The 19,358-nt window shown below is 61.3% G+C and carries 16 protein-coding genes; 11 read left to right on the top strand and 5 right to left on the bottom strand.

The window, feature by feature from the left end; all coding sequences use genetic code 11:
* Positions 1 to 74: 74 nt before the first annotated feature.
* The 10 genes from HS122_07005 to queC all read left to right on the top strand — a co-directional run bounded on the left by HS122_07005 (position 75) and on the right by queC (position 10,553).
* The gene (locus HS122_07005) at positions 75 to 1,292 is read left to right on the top strand and encodes an ISAzo13 family transposase (protein MBE7538144.1); all 1,218 of its coding nucleotides are present in this window, start codon (positions 75 to 77) and stop codon (positions 1,290 to 1,292) included.
* 48 nt (positions 1,293 to 1,340) lie between these two features.
* Positions 1,341 to 2,324 carry a hypothetical protein gene (locus HS122_07000; GenBank protein MBE7538143.1) on the top strand — a complete coding sequence of 328 codons (984 nt, stop codon included), beginning with the start codon at positions 1,341 to 1,343 and terminating at the stop codon, positions 2,322 to 2,324.
* 251 nt (positions 2,325 to 2,575) lie between these two features.
* Positions 2,576 to 4,456, top strand: coding sequence for an acetylxylan esterase (locus HS122_06995; GenBank protein MBE7538142.1), 1,881 nt, complete (start codon positions 2,576 to 2,578; stop codon positions 4,454 to 4,456).
* 4 nt (positions 4,457 to 4,460) lie between these two features.
* A complete protein-coding gene (locus HS122_06990) occupies positions 4,461 to 5,255 on the top strand; it encodes a rhamnogalacturonan acetylesterase (protein ID MBE7538141.1) in 795 nt (264 codons plus the stop codon).
* Between the two features lie 60 nt (positions 5,256 to 5,315).
* Positions 5,316 to 6,917 carry a sulfatase gene (locus HS122_06985; GenBank protein ID MBE7538140.1) on the top strand — a complete coding sequence of 534 codons (1,602 nt, stop codon included), beginning with the start codon at positions 5,316 to 5,318 and terminating at the stop codon, positions 6,915 to 6,917.
* A 43-nt stretch (positions 6,918 to 6,960) separates the two neighbouring features.
* Positions 6,961 to 7,479 (top strand): right-handed parallel beta-helix repeat-containing protein, encoded by a 519-nt coding sequence (locus HS122_06980; GenBank protein ID MBE7538139.1) that lies wholly within the window; start codon positions 6,961 to 6,963, stop codon positions 7,477 to 7,479.
* A gap of 120 nt (positions 7,480 to 7,599) precedes the next feature.
* A complete protein-coding gene (locus HS122_06975) occupies positions 7,600 to 9,006 on the top strand; it encodes a sulfatase-like hydrolase/transferase (protein MBE7538138.1) in 1,407 nt (468 codons plus the stop codon).
* Positions 9,007 to 9,072: 66 nt separating this feature from the next.
* Positions 9,073 to 9,366, top strand: a complete 294-nt coding sequence (locus HS122_06970) for a hypothetical protein (GenBank protein ID MBE7538137.1) — start codon at positions 9,073 to 9,075, stop codon at positions 9,364 to 9,366.
* Positions 9,363 to 9,794, top strand: a complete 432-nt coding sequence (locus tag HS122_06965; protein MBE7538136.1) for a PIN domain-containing protein — start codon at positions 9,363 to 9,365, stop codon at positions 9,792 to 9,794. Before HS122_06970 ends, HS122_06965 begins: the two co-directional genes overlap by 4 nt.
* A 63-nt stretch (positions 9,795 to 9,857) precedes the next feature.
* The gene (gene queC, locus HS122_06960; protein MBE7538135.1) at positions 9,858 to 10,553 is read left to right on the top strand and encodes a 7-cyano-7-deazaguanine synthase QueC; all 696 of its coding nucleotides are present in this window, start codon (positions 9,858 to 9,860) and stop codon (positions 10,551 to 10,553) included.
* 31 nt (positions 10,554 to 10,584) lie between these two features.
* Here the strand turns inward: queC and HS122_06955 are convergent, their stop codons facing one another.
* From HS122_06955 to HS122_06935, 5 genes are all read right to left on the bottom strand, one after another.
* Complete coding sequence (locus tag HS122_06955) at positions 10,585 to 10,938, bottom strand: hypothetical protein (GenBank protein ID MBE7538134.1); 354 nt, start codon at positions 10,936 to 10,938, stop codon at positions 10,585 to 10,587.
* 69 nt (positions 10,939 to 11,007) lie between these two features.
* Positions 11,008 to 11,469: a DUF5069 domain-containing protein gene (locus HS122_06950; GenBank protein ID MBE7538133.1), complete on the bottom strand. Its 462-nt coding sequence runs from the start codon at positions 11,467 to 11,469 to the stop codon at positions 11,008 to 11,010.
* Between the two features lie 104 nt (positions 11,470 to 11,573).
* Positions 11,574 to 13,052 carry a glutamate synthase subunit beta gene (locus HS122_06945; GenBank protein ID MBE7538132.1) on the bottom strand — a complete coding sequence of 493 codons (1,479 nt, stop codon included), beginning with the start codon at positions 13,050 to 13,052 and terminating at the stop codon, positions 11,574 to 11,576.
* 30 nt (positions 13,053 to 13,082) lie between these two features.
* A complete protein-coding gene (gene gltB, locus HS122_06940; GenBank protein ID MBE7538131.1) occupies positions 13,083 to 17,714 on the bottom strand; it encodes a glutamate synthase large subunit in 4,632 nt (1,543 codons plus the stop codon).
* A 147-nt stretch (positions 17,715 to 17,861) separates the two neighbouring features.
* Positions 17,862 to 18,197, bottom strand: coding sequence for a glutaredoxin (locus tag HS122_06935; protein ID MBE7538130.1), 336 nt, complete (start codon positions 18,195 to 18,197; stop codon positions 17,862 to 17,864).
* 179 nt (positions 18,198 to 18,376) lie between these two features.
* Here HS122_06935 and HS122_06930 point away from each other — a divergent pair, with 179 nt between their 5' ends.
* Positions 18,377 to 19,351, top strand: a complete 975-nt coding sequence (locus HS122_06930) for an NAD-dependent epimerase/dehydratase family protein (GenBank protein MBE7538129.1) — start codon at positions 18,377 to 18,379, stop codon at positions 19,349 to 19,351.
* Positions 19,352 to 19,358: the final 7 nt, after the last annotated feature.

Below are 19,358 nucleotides of genomic sequence, written 5' to 3'. Positions count from 1 at the left end.
GACCGCTTGCAGCGCCGGCCCTGTCCGGACCGTTACCTCCACGGCGCCGCCGAGCGCGCCCGCTGGCAGGAGCAGTGGGCGGCCAGGCAGGGCCGGGACGACGAACTGCCGGCGGCAGTCGCCCTTTTCTACGGCCTGCTCGACGAGCAGCAGCGCCGGCTCTACGCCGGGTTGGAAAGCCTGCAGCGCGGTCATGGCGGGGACCGACGGATGGCCGGGTTGCTGGGCCTGGATGCGGCGACCGTGGCACGCGGCCGGCGCGAACTGCTCACCGGCCAGGTATTGCACGGGCGCGTCCGCCGGGCCGGAGCCGGACGCCAGCCGGTGGAAAAAAAACGGCGGAGATCCTGACGAACCTCCGCTCGCTGCTGACCGCCGACACCGCCGGCGATCCGATGGGCCGGCGCGGATTGTGGACCGGTCTGCGTTTGCGTCAGATCAGCCGGCAATTGCGCCGGCTGCACCTGCGGGTCTGTCCAAACACGGTGCGCCGCCTGTTGGAAAAACTTGGTTACGCACTGCACGCCAACCGCAAGAGCCTCGGCCAGTCCTGTCCTGAGCGCGATCGGCAGTTCCGTTATCTCACCCGGCAGCGCCGCCGCTTCACCGCGGAGCACGCTCCCATCATCAGCGTCGACACCAAAAAACGCGAACTGGTCGGCCAGTTCAAGAATCCGGGCCGCGTGTGGAGTCGCGCGCCACTGCCGGTGCACGACCACGACTTCCCTTCGCTCGGCTTGGGCATCGCCATCCCTTATGGCATCTACGATGGCGCGGCCAATCGCGGTTACGTCTCGATCGGCACCTCCCGCAACACCCCTGACTTCGCCGCCGAGTCGATCCGGCACTGGTGGCTGCACGACGGCCGTCGCCGCTATCCCAACGCATCCCGCTTGCTCATCCTCGCAGACAATGGCGGCAGCAACGGCGCCAGTTGCCGGCTCTGGAAACACGCCCTGCAAACGAAGCTCGTCGACCCCTTCGCGCTGTGCGTCACCGTTTGCCACTATCCCACCGGCGCTTCCAAGTGGAATCCCATCGAACACAGGCTGTTCTCCGAAATCAGCAAACAATGGGCCGGCCAGCCGCTGCGCGACCATGCGACGATCGTGCGTCTCATCCGCCAGACCCGCACCGATTCCGGGCTCACCGTCGCCTGCGAACTGAATCCCAAGCGTTACCTGACCGGCATCAAACTCGCCCCGGACCAAATCGACAAAATCAGTCTTCATCGACACCCTGTGCTCCCCGATTGGAACTACACTCTCCTGCCAAACGAAAGTGGGAATTAAATTTTGCACACGCCCTATGGATTCACAATCAGTTTCGGCCGCAAATTCATGCTGCGTGCGAACCACTACACCACGCACCAGATCAATGCCCGCGCGGATCAGAGCACGAACATAGCAAATCGCACACTCCAGGTTGACTTCGCGGACACACGCACCACCCAGCCGTTCACCCTGCAGCGTCAGGCACGCAACTGGATCACCCAGCTCAACCCGGGAACCTCCGACGCCGCCCGCGAGACGCAGGTCTACGCCATCATGGGCCTCACCCAGGCTGATCTGGACGCGTATGCGGGCCAGACGGTTGCCGACATCACCGACATCGATGCCAAGGGCGAGGAATATGAGCTCAACTACAATCCGAACAATTTCTGGACGCTCCGTGCCAACGTGACTCGAGCCGAGTCGATTGACGGAGCTCAATCGCCAAGCAATGCGCAGTGGGTTGAACAGCGGTTCAAGCAATGGGAGACCATAGTTGATCCGCGCACAGGCACCAAGTGGCTCGACACCTCCTACGTCGGGGAATTTCCGTCACCCGGAGCGGAAACGGCCCGGGGCTACATTACCCGGACCATCATCTCTCCGCTCAGGATCGACAGGGCAACCCGCGGCACGGCGCGTCCGCAGATCCGCGAATGGCGCTTCAACCTGGCTACAAGCTTCAAGCTCTCCGGAATCACCGATCATCGCATCGCCCGCAATTTCACGGTCGGCGGTGGAGTGCGTTACGAAAGCAAGGGAGCCATCGGCTACTACGGCATACCCATCAACGGCAACATCGACATCGCGGAAGAGTACGATCCGAGCCGGCCGATCTGGGACAAGGCGCACACCTATTTCGACGCCTTTGTCACGTACCAGGCTCGTTTCTTCGGCGACAAGATTCGCGCCCGTTTCCAGCTCAACGTCCGGAACATCCAGGAGTCCCACGCACGTCTCCAGGCTGTCGGAGCATATCCCAACGGGGAGGGTCACACCTTCCGCATCATCGATCCGCGCACCTTCGTCTTCACCACAACCTTCGAGCTTTGATTCCTCCCATGAATGACCTCACCCGGCGCGAGATGTTGACGCGAAGTGGCCTTGGCCTCTTCAGCGTGGCGCTCCCTTCTGTCGCAGCCGCCGCCGAGCCAGTCCGGCCCGGCAGGCGCTCCCGCCCGCCCGCCGAAGGGGCTGGCGAAGACGGAGGCGCAGATCCCAACGAACCGGTTTCTGCGAATCTTGTCCGACAGAATCGTTCACCGCGTTCGGTGCAGGAGTACTATGTGCGGCGTGTGCGCGAAATGATGCGCGAAGCCGACGCGCGACGCGCGGCCCTGCGCACAAAGGCGGACGCTGAACGATACGTCAGAGACGTACGCTCACGCCTGAGGGAATGCTACGGTCCCCTTCCCGAAAAAACCCCGCTCAAAGCCCGTGTCATGGGTGTGCTCGAACGCGATGGCTACCGGATCGAAAAAGTCATTTACGAAAGCCGCCCCAACTTTCCTGTGACGGCCAATCTCTACGTCCCGGCGAACCTCCGAGGCCCCGCGCCAGGCGTGATGGTTCCAGTCGGCCATTTTTCCTCGGGCAAGGCCGGCTCGGCATCGATCGCCCAGGCACTCGCCAAACAAGGCTACGTGGCGCTTGCCTTCGACCCGATCGGACAGGGCGAACGCGTGCAATACGTGGACGCGCAGTTCAAGGCGACAGTCGGCGCCGGCACCAGCGAACACACGTACAGCGGGGTCCGCATGCCCCTGGTCGGTGAAAACCTGCCGACTTGGTTCATGTGGGATTGCGTCCGCTCCCTGGACTACCTGCTTTCACGGCCGGAGGTCGATCCAAGGCACATCGGCATGACCGGCAGTTCCGGCGGCGGCAATCAGACGATGCAGCTCTGCGGATTCGACTTCCGTCTGACGATGGCTGCACCGAGCTGCAATGTGACCTCGGTGCGTCGAAACATCGAGAACGAGCACTCGCAGGATCCCGAGCAGTGGCCGTGGGGTCTGCTCGCGCGCGGTCTCGATCACTCCGATTTTCTCGCTGCAATGGCGCCGCAGCCTGTGCTCCTGGTCGGACAGGAAGGCGACTATTTCGATGCCCGCGGCTTTGAAGAGGCCTGCGCCCGTCTGCGACGCCTCTACTCGCTCCTGGGTGCGCCGCAGAACTTCTCCTTCTTTCTGGGCACGGGTGGACACGGCTTCGCCCAGCCCAATCGCGAGGCAATGTATCGGTGGTTCAACCACCACGCGGGCATGCCCCAAGTGCAGAAGGAACCGGAGCTCAAGCGTGAGAACTGGGAGGACCTCCGATGTCTGCCCCACGGGCAGGTGGCCGAGCTCAAGCCAATCACGGAGTTTTCATATGCAAGCGATCTGTCTCGAACGCTGCGCAAGTCGCGATCGTCGTTGAGCGGCGATGCACTGCGGAAACAGCTCGTGGCGTCGCTCAAGCTGCCCGCCCGCGAGGGTGTGTGTGAATTCCGCATCATGCGCCAGCCGCACCCGCGCGGCTACCCCAGGCGCAGTCAGGGCGAATACCTCCTCGAGACCGAGCCGGACGTCCATGTCTACGCCTACCGCTTGAATGACACCCCCATTGTATCGCGCCCTCCACGCGGACCCAAGCACGCGATTCTCTATGTCTCCCATGAGTCGGCGGACGAGGAGCTGCGCACCGAGCCCTGGCTCAAGGAATTGTGCACCTCCAACCCGGAATCGGCGTTCTACGCCTGCGATGTGCGCGGCATCGGGGAGTCCCATCCCGTGCTCTCCACGCCCGGCAATCCCCGCAAGGGCGGCACCGACTACCTGCACGCGGGCATCGGACTCATGTTCGACTACCCGTCCGCCGGCCAGCGCACCTTCGATGTGCTGCGCGTGATCGACTGGATGGGGGCCTATGGCCACGAGGAAATTCACCTCGTAGCACGGGGCTGGGGCGCAATCCCGGGCACGTTTGCCGCAGTGCTGCACGATCGCGTGAAGCAGGTGACCTTGAAGCACGCCCTCACGAGTTTCGCCGACGTGGCGGAAACCGAGCGCTACCAGTGGCCCCTCTCCACGTTCGTCCCAGGAGTGCTGCAATCGTTCGACCTGCCGGACTGCTACCGCGAACTTGAACGGAAAAAGCTTCGTCAGATCGAGCCCGCCTCGGCTGCCGGTGTCCCCGCATAAGGCAATGCGTCCTTCCGTGGTCCATTACCTTGGCGTCCTGCTCCTGGCCGGTGCGATTCATGCCGGCGAGCTCGCTCCATCACTCCCTGCAGAACCCACGCGACATCCAGCCTTGTTCCTTGTCGGTGACTCAATCATGAAGACCGGCACGGGAAACGGCGAACGCGGTCCGTGGGGGTGGGGCTCCGAGCTCGAGGCGTTTTTCAATCCTGCGCGGATCCACGTCTACAACGAGGCACGCGGAGGCCGCAGCAGTCGCAGCTACATCGAGGAAGGATCGTGGGCGCACGTGCTCGAACGGATGCAGCCCGGCGATTTTGTCCTCATTCAATTCGGGCACAACGACACGTGGAACTCCCCGAACAATCCTGACCGCGCAACAATCACATCCAACAGTGACGACACCATCCAGATCGGCATCAAGGGTCAGCACAAGGTCGTCCACTCCTATGGGTGGTACCTGCGCCAGTATGTGAGCGACGTCAGGGCAAAGGGCGCGACACCCATCATCTGCTCGCCGGTGCCCCGCAACGAATGGACCAACGGGCGAATCAATCGTGGTTTCGATGGCTATGCGGAATGGGCGGCTGAGGCGGCCCATGCCGGTGGGGCGGCATTCATCGCCCTCAACACGCTCGTCGCAGACCGGCTCGACGCCCTCGGTCAGGAAAAGTCCCGGGACATCTTCAACGACCGCCAGCACACAAGAAAGGCTGGCGCCCGCATCAATGCCGAATGTGTCGTCGAGGGCATTCGAGAACTGGCGGATCTGCCACTGGCCGCCGCCATCAAGCGGTAGCAGCGCAGAGGCTGACCCTGCAGCTCTCATCCCTCGCGACATCCGGCCAAGCCCATTACCATGAAACAAACCTCGCACAGCATCCATCCTTCAACACGGCTCCGGCATGCCATCCTGTGCCTCGCCACATTGTTCACGCCGCTCCTGCCCTGTTCGGCACTCGCGGCACCAGATGCCTCCAAGCCCAATGTGCTCATAATCGCCATTGATGACCTGAATGACTGGGTCGGGGAGTTCGGCGGCAATCCTCAGACACGAACCCCGAACCTGGATCGATTCTGCGCAGAGGGGGCCGTGGCCTTTCAGAACGCCTACTGCCCGGGGCCGATCTGCGGTCCATCGCGCTCGGCTTTCATCTCCGGCTTCATGCCCAATCGCAGCGGCGTTTACGGCAACGCCTCGAACATGCGTAGTTCAGAACTCATCCAAACCCACGCGACGATGCCCGAATACTTCGCCAAGAACGGCTACCAGACGATCAATCGCGGAAAGTTCTTCCACAAGCACTCCACGCCCGAGGGAGGGGATGAAGGACAGTGGGCCTTCATGGATTGGAGTCCGACTGGAGGGAAAGGAGGCGTCGATCCGACTCATCTGTTTTCACGCCAAAAGGGCGTGTACGACGGCAAGAAGGGGACACCTCTGCGGAGCGACGACCCAGCCGAAAGAAATGACGACGGAACCGAGTTTTCCTGGGGCCCAACGAAGGAGAGGAAAGAGGACACCATGGACTACCATACGGCGCAGTGGGCTGCGGGTGTGCTTGCGGCGGCCCATGACAAGCCGTTCTTCCTCGTGGTTGGCATCAAGAAACCTCACCTGCCCTGGTATGTTCCGCAGGAATACTTCGATCGCTTCCCTTTGGAGAGCATCAAGATTCCGGAATACCGGCTAGATGATCTCGATGACATACTGACACCGTCAGGAGTAAGAAAATTCAGCCCGTCCGCGGACTTCAGGTGGGTGACCCAGAAAGAACGCACCGATCTCTTCAAACGCGCTGTGCAGGCGTATCTCGCCAGCGCAGCCTACGCGGATGACTGTGTGGGCATCGTGCTCGATGCCTTCAACAAGAGCGCCTTCAAGGACAACACCATCGTCATGATCTTCGGCGATCACGGCTGGCATCTGGGTGAAAAACTCCGCTTTCGCAAGGCAACGCTGTGGCAGGAAGCGACGCGGCTTCCGCTAATGGTGCGGGTTCCCGGTGTCACGACCACGCGTCAGGAAAGTCAGCGTGTTGTCAATCTCATGGACCTCTACAAGACGCTCATCGATCTATGCGGGCTCCCCAAGAACGCGGATATCGACGGCCGCAGCTTCGCACCCCTGCTCAGGGATCCAAAACTCCCTTGGGAGTTTCCAACGATGACCGTCAACGGCCTCGGCAACGCATCCATTCGCGACGAACGCTGGTACTACATCCGCTACGAGGACGGCACCGAGGAGTTTTATGACATGCAGGCCGATCCGATGCAGTGGAACAATCTCGCGCAGTCAAAGGATCCGGAGATAGCGGCCGCCAGGAAGCGACTTGCTGCACGCTACCCGGCCGATTTTGCGCCTTCCATTTCCAGGGATTTCTCCAGAGGTCGGACAGACGGCAATGTCACGCCTCTCCCCAATCCGAACAAGAAGCGCGATCTGTCCCTGCTCAAGTAGTCTCGAGCGCCGTGGGTCCAACCAGGCCGAGCTCTCGTTTCCCATGACATTCACCTCCCTTCTCTGCGTCTTTTCCGCCGCGGTGTTTGTCGTCGGCACAAACGCGGCAACGATCTTTGTCGCTCCCTCCGGACGGGCCGGGGCCGGGGGCACCGAGGCCGCCGGACACGAGCGACCGGTGTTCGATTTCTCCGGCGCAGGCAAGGACCGCCGCGCTCATGGTTTCTCTGTAACTGGAGACCATTGGCACCTCACCGGCATCGAAGTCACCAGTGCCGCCGGCTTCGGCATCTCGGTCACCGGTCATCACAACACCATCGAGCGCTGTCGCGCGCACGCCAATCAGAACACCGGCATCAACCTCGGTGCGCCCGCAAGCGATACGCTAGTCCTCGACTGCGAATCCTACCGCAATGTCGACTACCCCACCCGTGGCCAGAACGCCGATGGCTTCGGCGCGAAATTTGATGTCGGCTCGGGAAACGTCTTCCGCGGCTGCCGCGCCTGGGAGAATGCCGACGATGGTTTTGATCTCTGGAAGGCGCCGACGGCTCAAGAGTAGCCGCGTCCTACATCGAGTCCACCGCCCTGACGCGGCAAGGGCAGGTGCCCTATCATCCGGCCAAGTCCGCGGGTCCTCCGCCACGGACGCCGCCCGCGAGAAACTCCAGGAAGTAGAACCATGCCAATCAACCTGTCCGCACGTCTCATCTCCCCGCTTCTGATCGGCACGGTGGCCGCGCTGGCGGCTTTTGGTGCGCCGGAGGCGGGCCGCCCCAACATCGTCTTCTTCCTCACCGACGACCAGCCGTACGATGGAATGAGTGCGACCGGCCATCTCGGAACCCGGACGCCGGCGATGGATCAGCTCGCAGCCGAAGGCATCCTCTTCGAAAATGCATTCGCAACAACCGCAATCTGCTGCTGCAGCCGCGCCAGCATTCTCACGGGCCAGTACATGCGCCGGCACGGCATCGAGGATTTCAAGAAGCCGCTTTCGGACGCCCAGCTCTCGCTCACATTTCCCGTGTTGCTCCGGGAGCAGGGCTATCGCACGGCCTATCTCGGAAAATTCGCCGTGGGTTCCCCCGAGGTCGACGAACGCCGCGCCCTGCCCGCGCACCTGTTCGATCTCTGGTACGGATTTCCCCAGAGCGTCTCATTTCGCCAGACGGAGAACGGGCACACCCGTTATCTCACGACAGTCATGACTGAAAAGGCGGTCGAGTTCCTCGACTCCACGCCTCGCGACAAGCCGTTCTGCCTCATCATGGCCTTGAAGGAACCGCATGGTCCGCTCAACTACCCGGATCCCGAGTTCACCCCGCCGCCCGATGCAGGGCCCATCACACCACCTGTCACACTCACGCGCGCAGCATTTGAGCGGCTGCCCGCGGTCGTGCGCGAAAGCCTCGCCGCCTCGCCGCGCCTCATCGGCTCGCGGAGTGCCTTCGAGAGCAACGTACGACAGCGCAATGCCTACATCGCGCGGGCCGATCTCGCCGTGGCCCAGGTGCACGCGGCGCTGGCCGCACGAGGACTCGATCGCAACACGGTCGTCATTCTTGCCTCTGATCATGGCGTGTTCATGGGTGCGCATGGCCTCTCCGGGAAATGGCTCATGTACGAGGAATCGATCCGTCTTCCACTCATCATCGCGGACCCGCGCCTGCCCGCCTCCACACGCGGACGCCGCACGGCCATGGTGCTCAACATCGATCTGGCTCCCACGATCCTCGCGCTTGCCGGAATATCCATTCCCTCAGGCATGCAGGGCACCGATCTTCGCCCGGTGCTTCTCGACCCCGCAGCGCGCGTGCATGCCGACTGGTACTACGAGCACGTTTTCACCGACCCGGGGCGCCGCCCGATCCCCAAGGTTGAGGGGGTTCGCACCGAACGCTGGAAGTACATCCGCTATCCCGATACGCAGCCGCTGGTGGAGGAGCTCTTCGACCTCTCCGCCGATCCGCACGAGGAGCGCGACCTCTCGGAACAAGAGGGAGATCACAAGGCTCTCGACGAACTGCGCGCCCGCTGCGATGCCTACCGTGCATCGCTGGGCCAAGCCAGCGCCGCTGGGAGGTGATGCACCCGGCAGGGGTGCCACGCCACAAGCTTGCCAATCACCCATATTCCCATACTCTCACCCAGCATGAAGACCACGCTCGATCTTCCCGACGACTTGCTGATTGAGGCGAAGACTGTCGCTGCCCGCAGGCGCACCACCCTCAAAGCCATCGTCGAAAGCGCCCTGCGCCGTGAAATCCGGCCGCCTCCCGAAATGGACAATCCCGATCCCGACAGATGCGAGGTCAACGAACTGGGGTTCCTGGTTCTTAGGCGCAAACGCGGTTCGCCCGTCATCACGACAAGAAAGATCCGCGCAATCCGAGATGAAATCGAAGAACAGGACTCCCAGCGAACGCTCCGCGCCCGTTCACGATGATCACCTTGCTCGATGTCAATGTGCTGCTCGCTCTGACGGACTCGCGGCACGAGCACCACGTGCGGGCCAAGGCCCTGATCCGGCAGGTGCGCCCCGCGGGATGGGCCACCTGCCCGATCACCCAGAACGGCTTTCTGCGCATCTTCGGACACCCTGGCTATCCCGATGGACCTGGTTCACCCGAAAAAGCCCGCCGATTTCTGGCGAGCCTTCTGGCCGATCCTGCCCACCGGTTCCTGCCCGACGATATTTCACTGTCGGACTCCCGGTATTTTCCCAGACTCCCGGCCGCCGGCAACCTCACTGACATCTACCTGCTCGCGCTCGCGATCAAACACGGCGGCCGGTTCGCCACGTTCGACCAGGGCATCGACGCCTCCCTGATTCCCGGCGGTCCCTCCGCCTGCGTCGTCATTGCCGCCAAATAGGGATGACCGCGAATTGGCCGTAAAGGCGCGGCTCTCCACACCTACCTTCCGACTCTCCTCACAATGAACGTTGTTGTCCTTTGTTCCGGAGGCATGGATTCGGTCACCGCCTTGTACTGGGCCCGCGCCCGCCATACGGTTCGGGCGGTGGCCAGTTTTGACTACGGAGCCAAGCACAATGCACGCGAGCTGCCCTTTGCACTCGAACATGCGCAGCGGCTTGGCTTGCTACACGAGAAGATCGCGCTGCCATTCATCAACCAGCTCTTCGCCTCTGATCTGCTGCAATCCGGGGGCGCCATCCCTGAAGGTCACTACGCAGCGGAAAACATGAAGCAGACGGTGGTGCCTTTCCGCAACGCGATCATGCTCAGCATCGCCTGCGGTTTCGCTGAAAGCGCCGGAGCCGAGGGGCTGGTCATCGCTGCGCACGGTGGAGACCACGCAATCTATCCCGACTGCCGCGAGGACTTCATGCGGGCGATGGGGGACGCCATGCGACTCGGAACCTATGCGGGAGTGCAGTTGCTCCGTCCATTCATCGCGATGACCAAGGGTGAAATCGTTTCGGAAGGACACAGGCTCGGAGTCGACTTCTCGCGCACCTGGTCCTGCTACAAAGGCGGCGCCGTGCACTGCGGGAGATGCGGAACCTGCGTGGAGCGGCGCGAGGCGTTCGTCGCCGCGGGACTACCCGATCCAACGCCCTATGACGACGTCAGCCCCCAGCCCCCTGCCCCCGCCAGTCAGCACACTTGAACCTTTTGAATTCGCTGCGAAGAAGGCCCGCTCAATTGCTGCTGACGTCGAACGGAAGATATTTTTCCTGCTTTGCACCCGCGCCAATGACCTCAAAAGCCTCTTCCTCCGCCTCCTCAGGCGGCAGTTCGTCGAGCGGAGCAAATCGTTCTGACGAAAAGCCGAGTTCCTGCTTTCCCTGATGAAAGGGATCCGGTGGATTCTTCAGTTCCTCCAACAGCAGTCCGACGGTGGCGGTGTCGCCGCCCTTGACCACCTTTTCCCTGCCCAGGAACACCTCGCGAATGGTGTAGGTGTCGCCCTTGACCGGCAACTGCTTGTACAGCGCCCGAATCAACGCGGGAAACGTGTCATTCGTGCAAACCACTCTCTGTCCTTTGACCATCTTGGGCCGCAGTGTAGCCATCCACGCCCGGAGGTCACGAATAGAGTGTTCCCTGTTTTCTCGACGGACCTACTCGATCCGGCCTTCGTCGAAATCAATCAAGTCCGGGACCGTCCGAATTTCGCCGGCGCGATCGGCACAGCCCATCGCCGTGAGTGCCTCGGCAAGAAATTTCTGGCCCTCGGTGGTTAGCCCCTTCTGGACAAGTTCCCGGTTCCAGGCGGCAGCGCGCACATCCGAGGGGAGGAGTCGCTTCAAACCAGCTTCGACAGCGGCATCGTCCGGCGATTCGGCCACCAGGCGCTCCACTTCCGCAGGATCAATCCGGAGATGGAGACAGAGAAACCGGTCGAGTCCGCGCTTGAAGTTCTTCGCGTAACTGGGCGGAAGTGATCCGTGCTCCTTGACGTAGCGGCACTTGGCAAGAAAGCGCGGCAAGTAAAGCAGGCCGGTCCCCGGATGCGCAACATAGGGGGACGGCAGGCACGTCAGAACGGCGCCGGTTGAACCAGGTATCGGACGGGAAGGCATGAGCGCCGATCATTCAAGTTCGGCGGGGAGACCGCGATCTGAAATGATTTGCCCGCGGCACCCCAGCGTCGGAGCACCACGGACACGGGCAATGGTTCAGCCAATCACGGAAGATCCGTCGATCCCATCAGGTAACGGTCGCACTCGCGTGCCGCACCGCGGCCTTCGTTGATCGCCCAGACCACCAGGCTCTGGCCGCGACGGCAGTCGCCGGCGGCAAACACGCCCTTGATGCTGGTGGTGAACTTGCCGTGTTCAGCCTTTATGTTGGAGCGTGGATCAGTCTCCACCGCGAACTCCTTGAGCAGCGCCTGCTCGGGTCCGAGAAAACCCATCGCAAGAAGAACGAGTTGGGCGGGACGCGTCCTTTCGGTGCCTGGCACCTCCTTCGGAACAAACTGCCCCTTCTCGTTCTTCTCCCACTTGATCTCGACGGTGACCAGTTCCTTCAGGTTGCCCTGATCGTCACCGATGAACCTCTTCACGGTTGTCAGATAGATGCGCGGATCAGCGCCAAATCTTGCCGCCGCCTCCTCCTGCCCGTAGTCCATCTTGTAGACCTTCGGCCATTCCGGCCAGGGATTGTCCGCAGCGCGCTCCTGCGGAGGCTTCGGCAGAATCTCAATCTGCACGAGACTCCGGCAGCCATGACGCATGGACGTGCCGACACAGTCGGTGCCGGTGTCCCCTCCGCCGATCACCACCACATCCTTGTCCCTTGCATTGATCGGAGCGGTCCTTGCATTGAGCAGCGCCCGTGTGTTCTCGGTAAGGAAATCCATCGCGAAGTGCACGCCCTTGAGCGACCGGCCCTCGATCGGGAGATCGCGCGGCTGTGTTGCCCCCGTGCAGATGACAGTGGCATCGAACTCGCGGAGGAATATCTGCGGTTCGACGTTTTCCCCCACGTTGGCGTTGCAGATGAACTTGATGCCTTCCTTCTCCAGCACCTGGATGCGGCGCAGCACGACGTCCTTCTTGTCCAGCTTCATGTTCGGGATGCCATACATCAGCAGGCCTCCCGGACGGTCCTCCCGTTCAAAGACGGTGACCGTGTGGCCCGCGCGATTGAGCTGCGCCGCGGCCGACAAACCCGCCGGACCCGAGCCGATGACAGCAACCTTCTTGCCCGTGCGAGTCTTGGGAATTTCAGGGGTGACCCAGCCTTCGTCGAAGCCGTGGTCGATGATGGAGACCTCGATGTTCTTGATCGTGACCGGCGGCGCATTGATGCCGACAACGCATGATCCCTCGCAGGGGGCCGGGCACACGCGCCCCGTGAAATCCGGGAAGTTGTTCGTGCTGTGAAGGCGGTCCAGCGCCTCCTTCCAGCGCCCCCGATAGATCAAGTCATTCCACTCGGGGATCAGGTTGTTGATCGGACAGCCGGAGGCCATGCCGTTCAGGAGCTTTCCCGTGTGGCAGAAGGGGACTCCGCAGTCCATGCAGCGCGCACCCTGCTGGCGGAGCTTTTTCTCCTCCATGTGCTGGTGGAATTCCTTCCAGTCGCGCACACGCTCGGTGGGCGTGCGGTCGACGGGCAGTTCGCGCAGGTAGTCAATGAATCCAGTTGGCTTTCCCATGGGAAATTGTGTCTGAGGTGTTGGGTCGTGTCAGTTGCCGCCCACGCGCGAAAGGTCGCGGGCGTTCTCTTCAAATGCAGCCATGATGGCCTCGTCTCCGGTGAGGCCCTGGGCCTGGGCGCGCTCAATGCAGGCGAGCATGCGCTTGTAGTCCTTCGGCATCACCTTGACGAACTTGGGCAGCATGCTGTCCCAGGTGCGCAGCACTGTTTCCGCACGCCGGCTCCGGGTGTGGGAGAGATGCTTTTCAATGAGCCCCTTCAGTTCTGCCACATCCCTGGCTGACTCGACTTTCTCGACGGCGACCATCTGCAGGTTGACCCGCTTTGCGAAATCACCGGCTTCATCAAGCACGTAGGCCACGCCTCCGGACATGCCGGCTCCGAAATTGCGCCCCGCCCGTCCAAGCACAACGACACGGCCGCCCGTCATGTATTCGCATCCGTTGTCGCCGATCGCCTCCACGACCGCATTGACCCCGGAATTGCGCACGGCGAAACGCTCGCCCGCCATGCCGCAGATGTAGATCTCGCCGGCGGTGGCTCCATAGAGCGCGACATTTCCTGCAATCATGTTGTTCTCAGGCACGAACGTGGACTGCCTCGGCGGATACAGGATGATCTTTCCCCCGGACAACCCCTTTCCGATGTAGTCATTGGCGTCGCCCTCAAGGGTAAAGGTCATGCCGCGTGTCATGAAGGCGCCGAAGCTCTGGCCTGCGGATCCGTTGAAATGAATCCGGATCGTGTCGTCTGGAAGCCCCTTGGCGCCATGCCTCCTGGTGATCTCGCTGCTGGTGATGGTTCCAACGACGCGATGCACATTCCTGATGGGCAGCTCGGCGATGACCTTCTCGCCGCGCTCAATCGCCGGTTCGCAGATCCTGAGCAGGGAAGTCAGATCCATCGAGCGGTCGAGGCCGTGGTCCTGCTTGATCTGGCAGAATCGACCGACCTCCGGTCCGACATCGGGCTGGTAGAGGATGTTCGAGAAATCGAGCCCCTTCGCCTTCCAATGACTGACAGCCTTCGCAGCCTCTAGCCTGTCCGCGCGACCGATCATCTCCTCAATGGTGCGGAATCCGAGCTCGGCCATGATTTCGCGCATGTCCTCCGCGATGAATGTCATGAAGTTCACAACATCCTCGGGCCGGCCCGTGTAGCGGGCCCGAAGCTGAGGATCCTGCGTGGCCACACCCGTCGGACACGTGTTCAGATGGCAGACGCGCATCATGATGCAGCCCGTGGCGACGAGAGGCGCCGTGGCAAACCCGAACTCCTCCGCACCGAGGAGTGCGGCGACGACCACATCGCGCCCCGTCTTGAGCTGTCCATCGGTTTCAACAGCTATGCGCGAGCGCAGATTGTTCAGGACAAGCGTCTGGTGCACTTCAGCCAGCCCGAGCTCCCAGGGAAGTCCCGCATGATGAATCGAAGTCTGCGGAGACGCGCCGGTGCCTCCATCGTAACCGGAAATCAGAACGACATCGGCATGCGCCTTCGCAACACCGGCAGCGACGGTGCCCACGCCGACTTCGGCCACGAGCTTCACGCTGATGCGGGCATCGCGGTTCGCATTCTTGAGGTCGTGGATGAGCTCCGCAAGATCCTCGATCGAGTAGATGTCGTGGTGCGGTGGCGGCGAAATCAGGCCGACACCCGCGGTGGTGTGCCGGGTCTTGGCGATCCAGGGATACACCTTGGTTCCGGGCAGCTGGCCTCCCTCGCCGGGCTTCGCCCCCTGCGCCATCTTGATTTGAAGCTCCCTCGCGCTCACCAGGTATTCGCTCGTCACGCCGAAACGCCCCGACGCGACCTGCTTGATCGCGGAATTCTTCGAGTCTCCATTCGGCAGCGGCTTGAAGCGCTCCGGATCCTCCCCGCCCTCGCCCGTGTTGGACTTTCCCCCGATGCGATTCATCGCGATCGCCAGCGTCTCGTGCGCCTCCTTGGAAATGGAGCCATAGGACATCGCGCCGGTCTTGAAACGCTTCATGATCGAGGCGGCGGACTCAACTTCCGCGAGCGGAACGGGCGCGCCGGCCTTGAACCGCAGCAGACTGCGCAGTGTGCACAAGGTCGCCGACTGGTCATTGATCCGCCTGGCGTACTCCTTGTATGCGGAAACACTTCCCGTGCGCACCGCCTTCTGGAGAAAGTGAATGGACTCCGGCGTGAAAAGATGCGCCTCTCCGCTGGAGCGCCATTGATAGAGACCGCCAGTGGGAAGCACTTGATTTGCCGTGCGATCCGAAAACGCAGCCCGATGACGGATGAGCACCTCCTGTGCTATGACATCCAGTCCAATGCCGCCGACGCGCGAAGGCGTCCAGGTGAAGTAGTGATCAACAACGTCCTGCTTGAGCCCAAGAGCCTCGAAAACCTGTGCGCCGCGGTAGCTTTGGATGGAGGAAATGCCCATCTTCGACATCACCTTGATCACGCCCTTCGAACCAGCCTTCACGAAATTCTTGCAGGCGGTCTTGTGATCAATGTTGGTGAGGTGGCCCTCGCGGATCATGTCATCGATCGTCTCGAACGCCGTATAGGGATTGATCGCGCTGCAGCCGTAGCCAATCAGCAGCGAGAAATGATGAACCTCGCGCGCCTCGCCCGTTTCCAGCACCAGGCTGACACGCGTGCGCAGGCCTTCGCGGATGAGATAGTGATGCAGACCAGCCACGGCAAGGAGCGCGGGAATGGGCGCATAGTCATGCGTCACCCCGCGATCGCTGAGGATGAGGACGTTGTTCTCCTCCTCCTCGATCATGCGGCGCGCCATGATCGAGAGCTCCTCCATGGACTTTGCGAGACCCTTCTCTCCACGAGTCACGCGGAAGAGAATCGGCAGCACACCCACGCGCAGGCCCGGCAGGTGGGTGCGGCGGATCTTCGCGAACTCCTCGTTCGTGAGGATGGGCCACTTCAATTCAACGCGACGACAGGCGGTGGGCTGCGGATTGAGAAGGTTTCCCTCTGATCCAAGACGTGTCTCGGCCGAAATGACGATTTCCTCGCGGATGCAGTCAATCGGAGGATTCGTGACCTGGGCGAAAAGCTGCTTGAAATAGTCGTAGAGCAGTCGCGGCTTGTTCGACAGGACCGCGAGCGCCGAATCGTTGCCCATGGAACCGATCGCCTCGACACCGTCGCGGGCCATCGGCGTGAGCAGCAAACGCTCGTCCTCATGAGTGTACCCGAAGGCGATCTGCCGTTGCAGCAGCGTCTCATGATCGGGAGGCTCAACCTTGGGCGCCTCAGGGAGATCATGCAGCTTGACCAGATGCTCCTTGAGCCACTTCGCATACGGTTGCGCACCGCAGATTTCGCGCTTGATCTCCTCATCCTCAATGATGCGGCCCTGCTCGGTATCGATGAGAAACATGCGACCCGGCTGAAGACGGCCCTTGGTGACGACATCCTCGGGAGCAACATCGAGCACGCCGGCTTCCGATGCCATGATGACAACGCCGTCCTTGGTCACGTAGTAGCGCGATGGGCGAAGCCCGTTGCGATCCAGAATCGCCCCCACCTGCCTGCCATCGGTAAAAGCGATCGAGGCCGGGCCGTCCCACGGCTCCATGAGACAGGAGTGATACTGGTAGAAGGCGCGCCGCGCTTCATCCATCGACTCGTGATTCGACCAAGGTTCTGGAATCATCATCATCATCGCGTGCGCGAGCGGGCGTCCGGCGAGCACGAGCAGCTCAAGCGTATTGTCGAACATCGACGAGTCGCTGCCGTTCGGATTGATGATGGGAAGGATCTTCTGAATATCCTCGCCGAACAGCGCATTCTCAAAAAGCGCCTCCCGGGCGTGCATCCAGTTGATGTTGCCCCGGAGAGTGTTGATCTCCCCGTTGTGGGCGAGATAACGATAGGGGTGGGCGCGCTCCCAGCTCGGGAACGTGTTTGTGCTGAAACGTGAATGAACCAATGCCAGCGCCGAGTCCATCAGCGGATGAGTGAGGTCAGGAAAATACTGCGACACTTGATCCGTAGTCAGCATGCCCTTGTACACCAGTGTCTTGTGAGAAAGACTGGCCACATACCAGGATTCGGCACCCGAAAGAGTCGAGGTTCGGATTTCCGAGTAGGTGCGTCTCCGAATGACGAACAGCTTGCGCTCGAAGGCGGCGGAATCAGTCACATCAGGCCCGCGCCCAATGAAAGCGTGGCGCATGAAGGGCTCGCATGAAAGTGCTGTATCCCCGAGTGAAGCGCTGTTGGTTGGCACGGTTCTCCAACCCAGGAAAACCTGCCCCTCGGCCTGCACGATCTGCTCAAAACGCTCTTCGATCCTGCGGCGAACGTTCGGGTTGCGCGGAAGAAAAATCAGCCCGCATCCGTACTCACCCGCCGGAGGAAGATTGATGCGCGTGTTTCTGCAGGCATCTTGAAAGAATGCATCCGGCATCTGGATCAGAATTCCCGCGCCGTCGCCTGTATTCACTTCAGCTCCGCTGGCGCCCCGATGATCGAGATTGCGCAATATTTGCAGGCCGTCCTGAACGATTTTGTTCGATTTCCGACCCTTGATGTCCACCACAAAGCCGACGCCACAAGCGTCATGCTCAAACCATGGGTCGTATAGCCCCTGCTTCTTTGGAAGCCCGGAGGGCCGTGAGCTGGTTTCGGTCGTTTCGACGGTGCTGCTGTTCATTTCAGGAAAAGCCGGTGAAGATGCCGTGTGTCTGGCGGAAGTTGAACGAAGAGGACTCCATGTCGCTGGCAGTAGAGCAAAAAAAGGGCCGGTTACGCGGATTTCGCGATGCCGGCCCGGAAAATTGATGCGGGTGAGCGTTCGCGATTAGAAGAAGCGGATCGTTTTGGGGGCCATTTTCGCATGTTCCTCGTCGCTGCAACCCGAGTTGGTCACAGTGTCGACGGAACGGCCCGTTGGCGAAACCAGTTGATTTGAAAGGAGATAGTTTTCCACTTCTTCTCCTGAAATATCCGCAAGCATCACACCGTCAATCTCCACGCATGGAGAGAGGGGCTGGCCGGACTTCTGGACCATCTCCGCATACAGCGCACGGTTGTTGATGATGTCCAAGTCCTCAAACGAAAGGTCGTACTTCCGCATTATGGCACGCACGCCATTGGACCACCCACAGTGGGGCTTGAGATAGGCTTTGATCTTCATGAAACGAACGGTGCGTGCTTACAAAAACGAAGCAACATAGTAGAGATGGAATTCCAGGATCAAGCGGAAGTTTACAAAGTCGTGAAATTTCCTTCAGCACCGCTCAATCGCATCGGCAGCCCTTGCGTCGCACGCTTTTCCTCTAGCCGGTTCATGCTGTTTGCCGTAAACCGCACGGGATGAAAGTTCTTGTGACCGGTGCCGCCGGCTTCATCGGTTACCACGTCGCCAGGCGCCTGGCCGACTCGCGAAAGTGCGAGGTTGTCGGCATCGACAATCTGAGCGACTACTATTCCGTCGATCTCAAGCGGGCCCGAATCGCCGATCTGTCCCTGCGGGAGGACTTTCGTTTCATCCAACTCGATTTTTCGGATGCCGCCAGATTGCAGGGGCTTTGGAATCACCTGAAGCCAGACTACGTCGTCCATCTGGGCGCTCAGGCCAATGTCCGCTACAGCGTCGACCACCCCGCCGCCTACGTTCAGAGCAACTTGATCGGTTTCTTCAACATGCTCGAAGCCGCGCGCATGCAGCCTCCGAGGCACCTGGTCTTCGCCTCCTCCAGCAGCGTTTACGGTGCGACGGCCGCCACTCCCTTTGTCGAGGACGGCGACACGAGCCGGCCGCTCTCGTTCTATGGCGCCACCAAGAAGAGCAACGAGGTGATGGCTCACAGCTACGCGCATCTTCACGGATTGAATCTCACCGGACTTCGCTTCTTCAACGTCTATGGTCCCTGGGGGCGGCCAGACACAGCCCCCACACTCTTCGCGGAAAGGATTTTCGCCGGAAAACCCATCGACCTGTTCGGCGCGGGAAAATACCGGCGCGACTTCACCTATGTGGACGACATCGTTGATGGTGTCATGAAGGTCCTGCTCTACCCCCCACTCCAGCGCACGCGGCCCTCGTTTCAGATTTTCAATCTTGGCCACAATCGCCCTGTGGAGCTTCGACTTTTTGTGGACATGATGGCCTCCGTCATCGGCAGGCCGGCGAGTTTGAATCTGCTTCCGCCCCAGCCGGCCGACGTGCCCGAGACCTGCGCGAGCCTGGACAGGATCGGCGCAGCCATGGGGTATTCGCCCAAGGTCTCCTTGGAGGAGGGCCTGCGGGCCTTCGTAAAGTGGTATCGCGACTACTACCGGCCGTAGTCATCGG

The organism is Opitutaceae bacterium, from assembly GCA_015075305.1.
Lineage (GTDB): Bacteria > Verrucomicrobiota > Verrucomicrobiia > Opitutales > Opitutaceae > UBA6669.
This window is presented reverse-complemented; position numbering and strand designations above follow the sequence as displayed.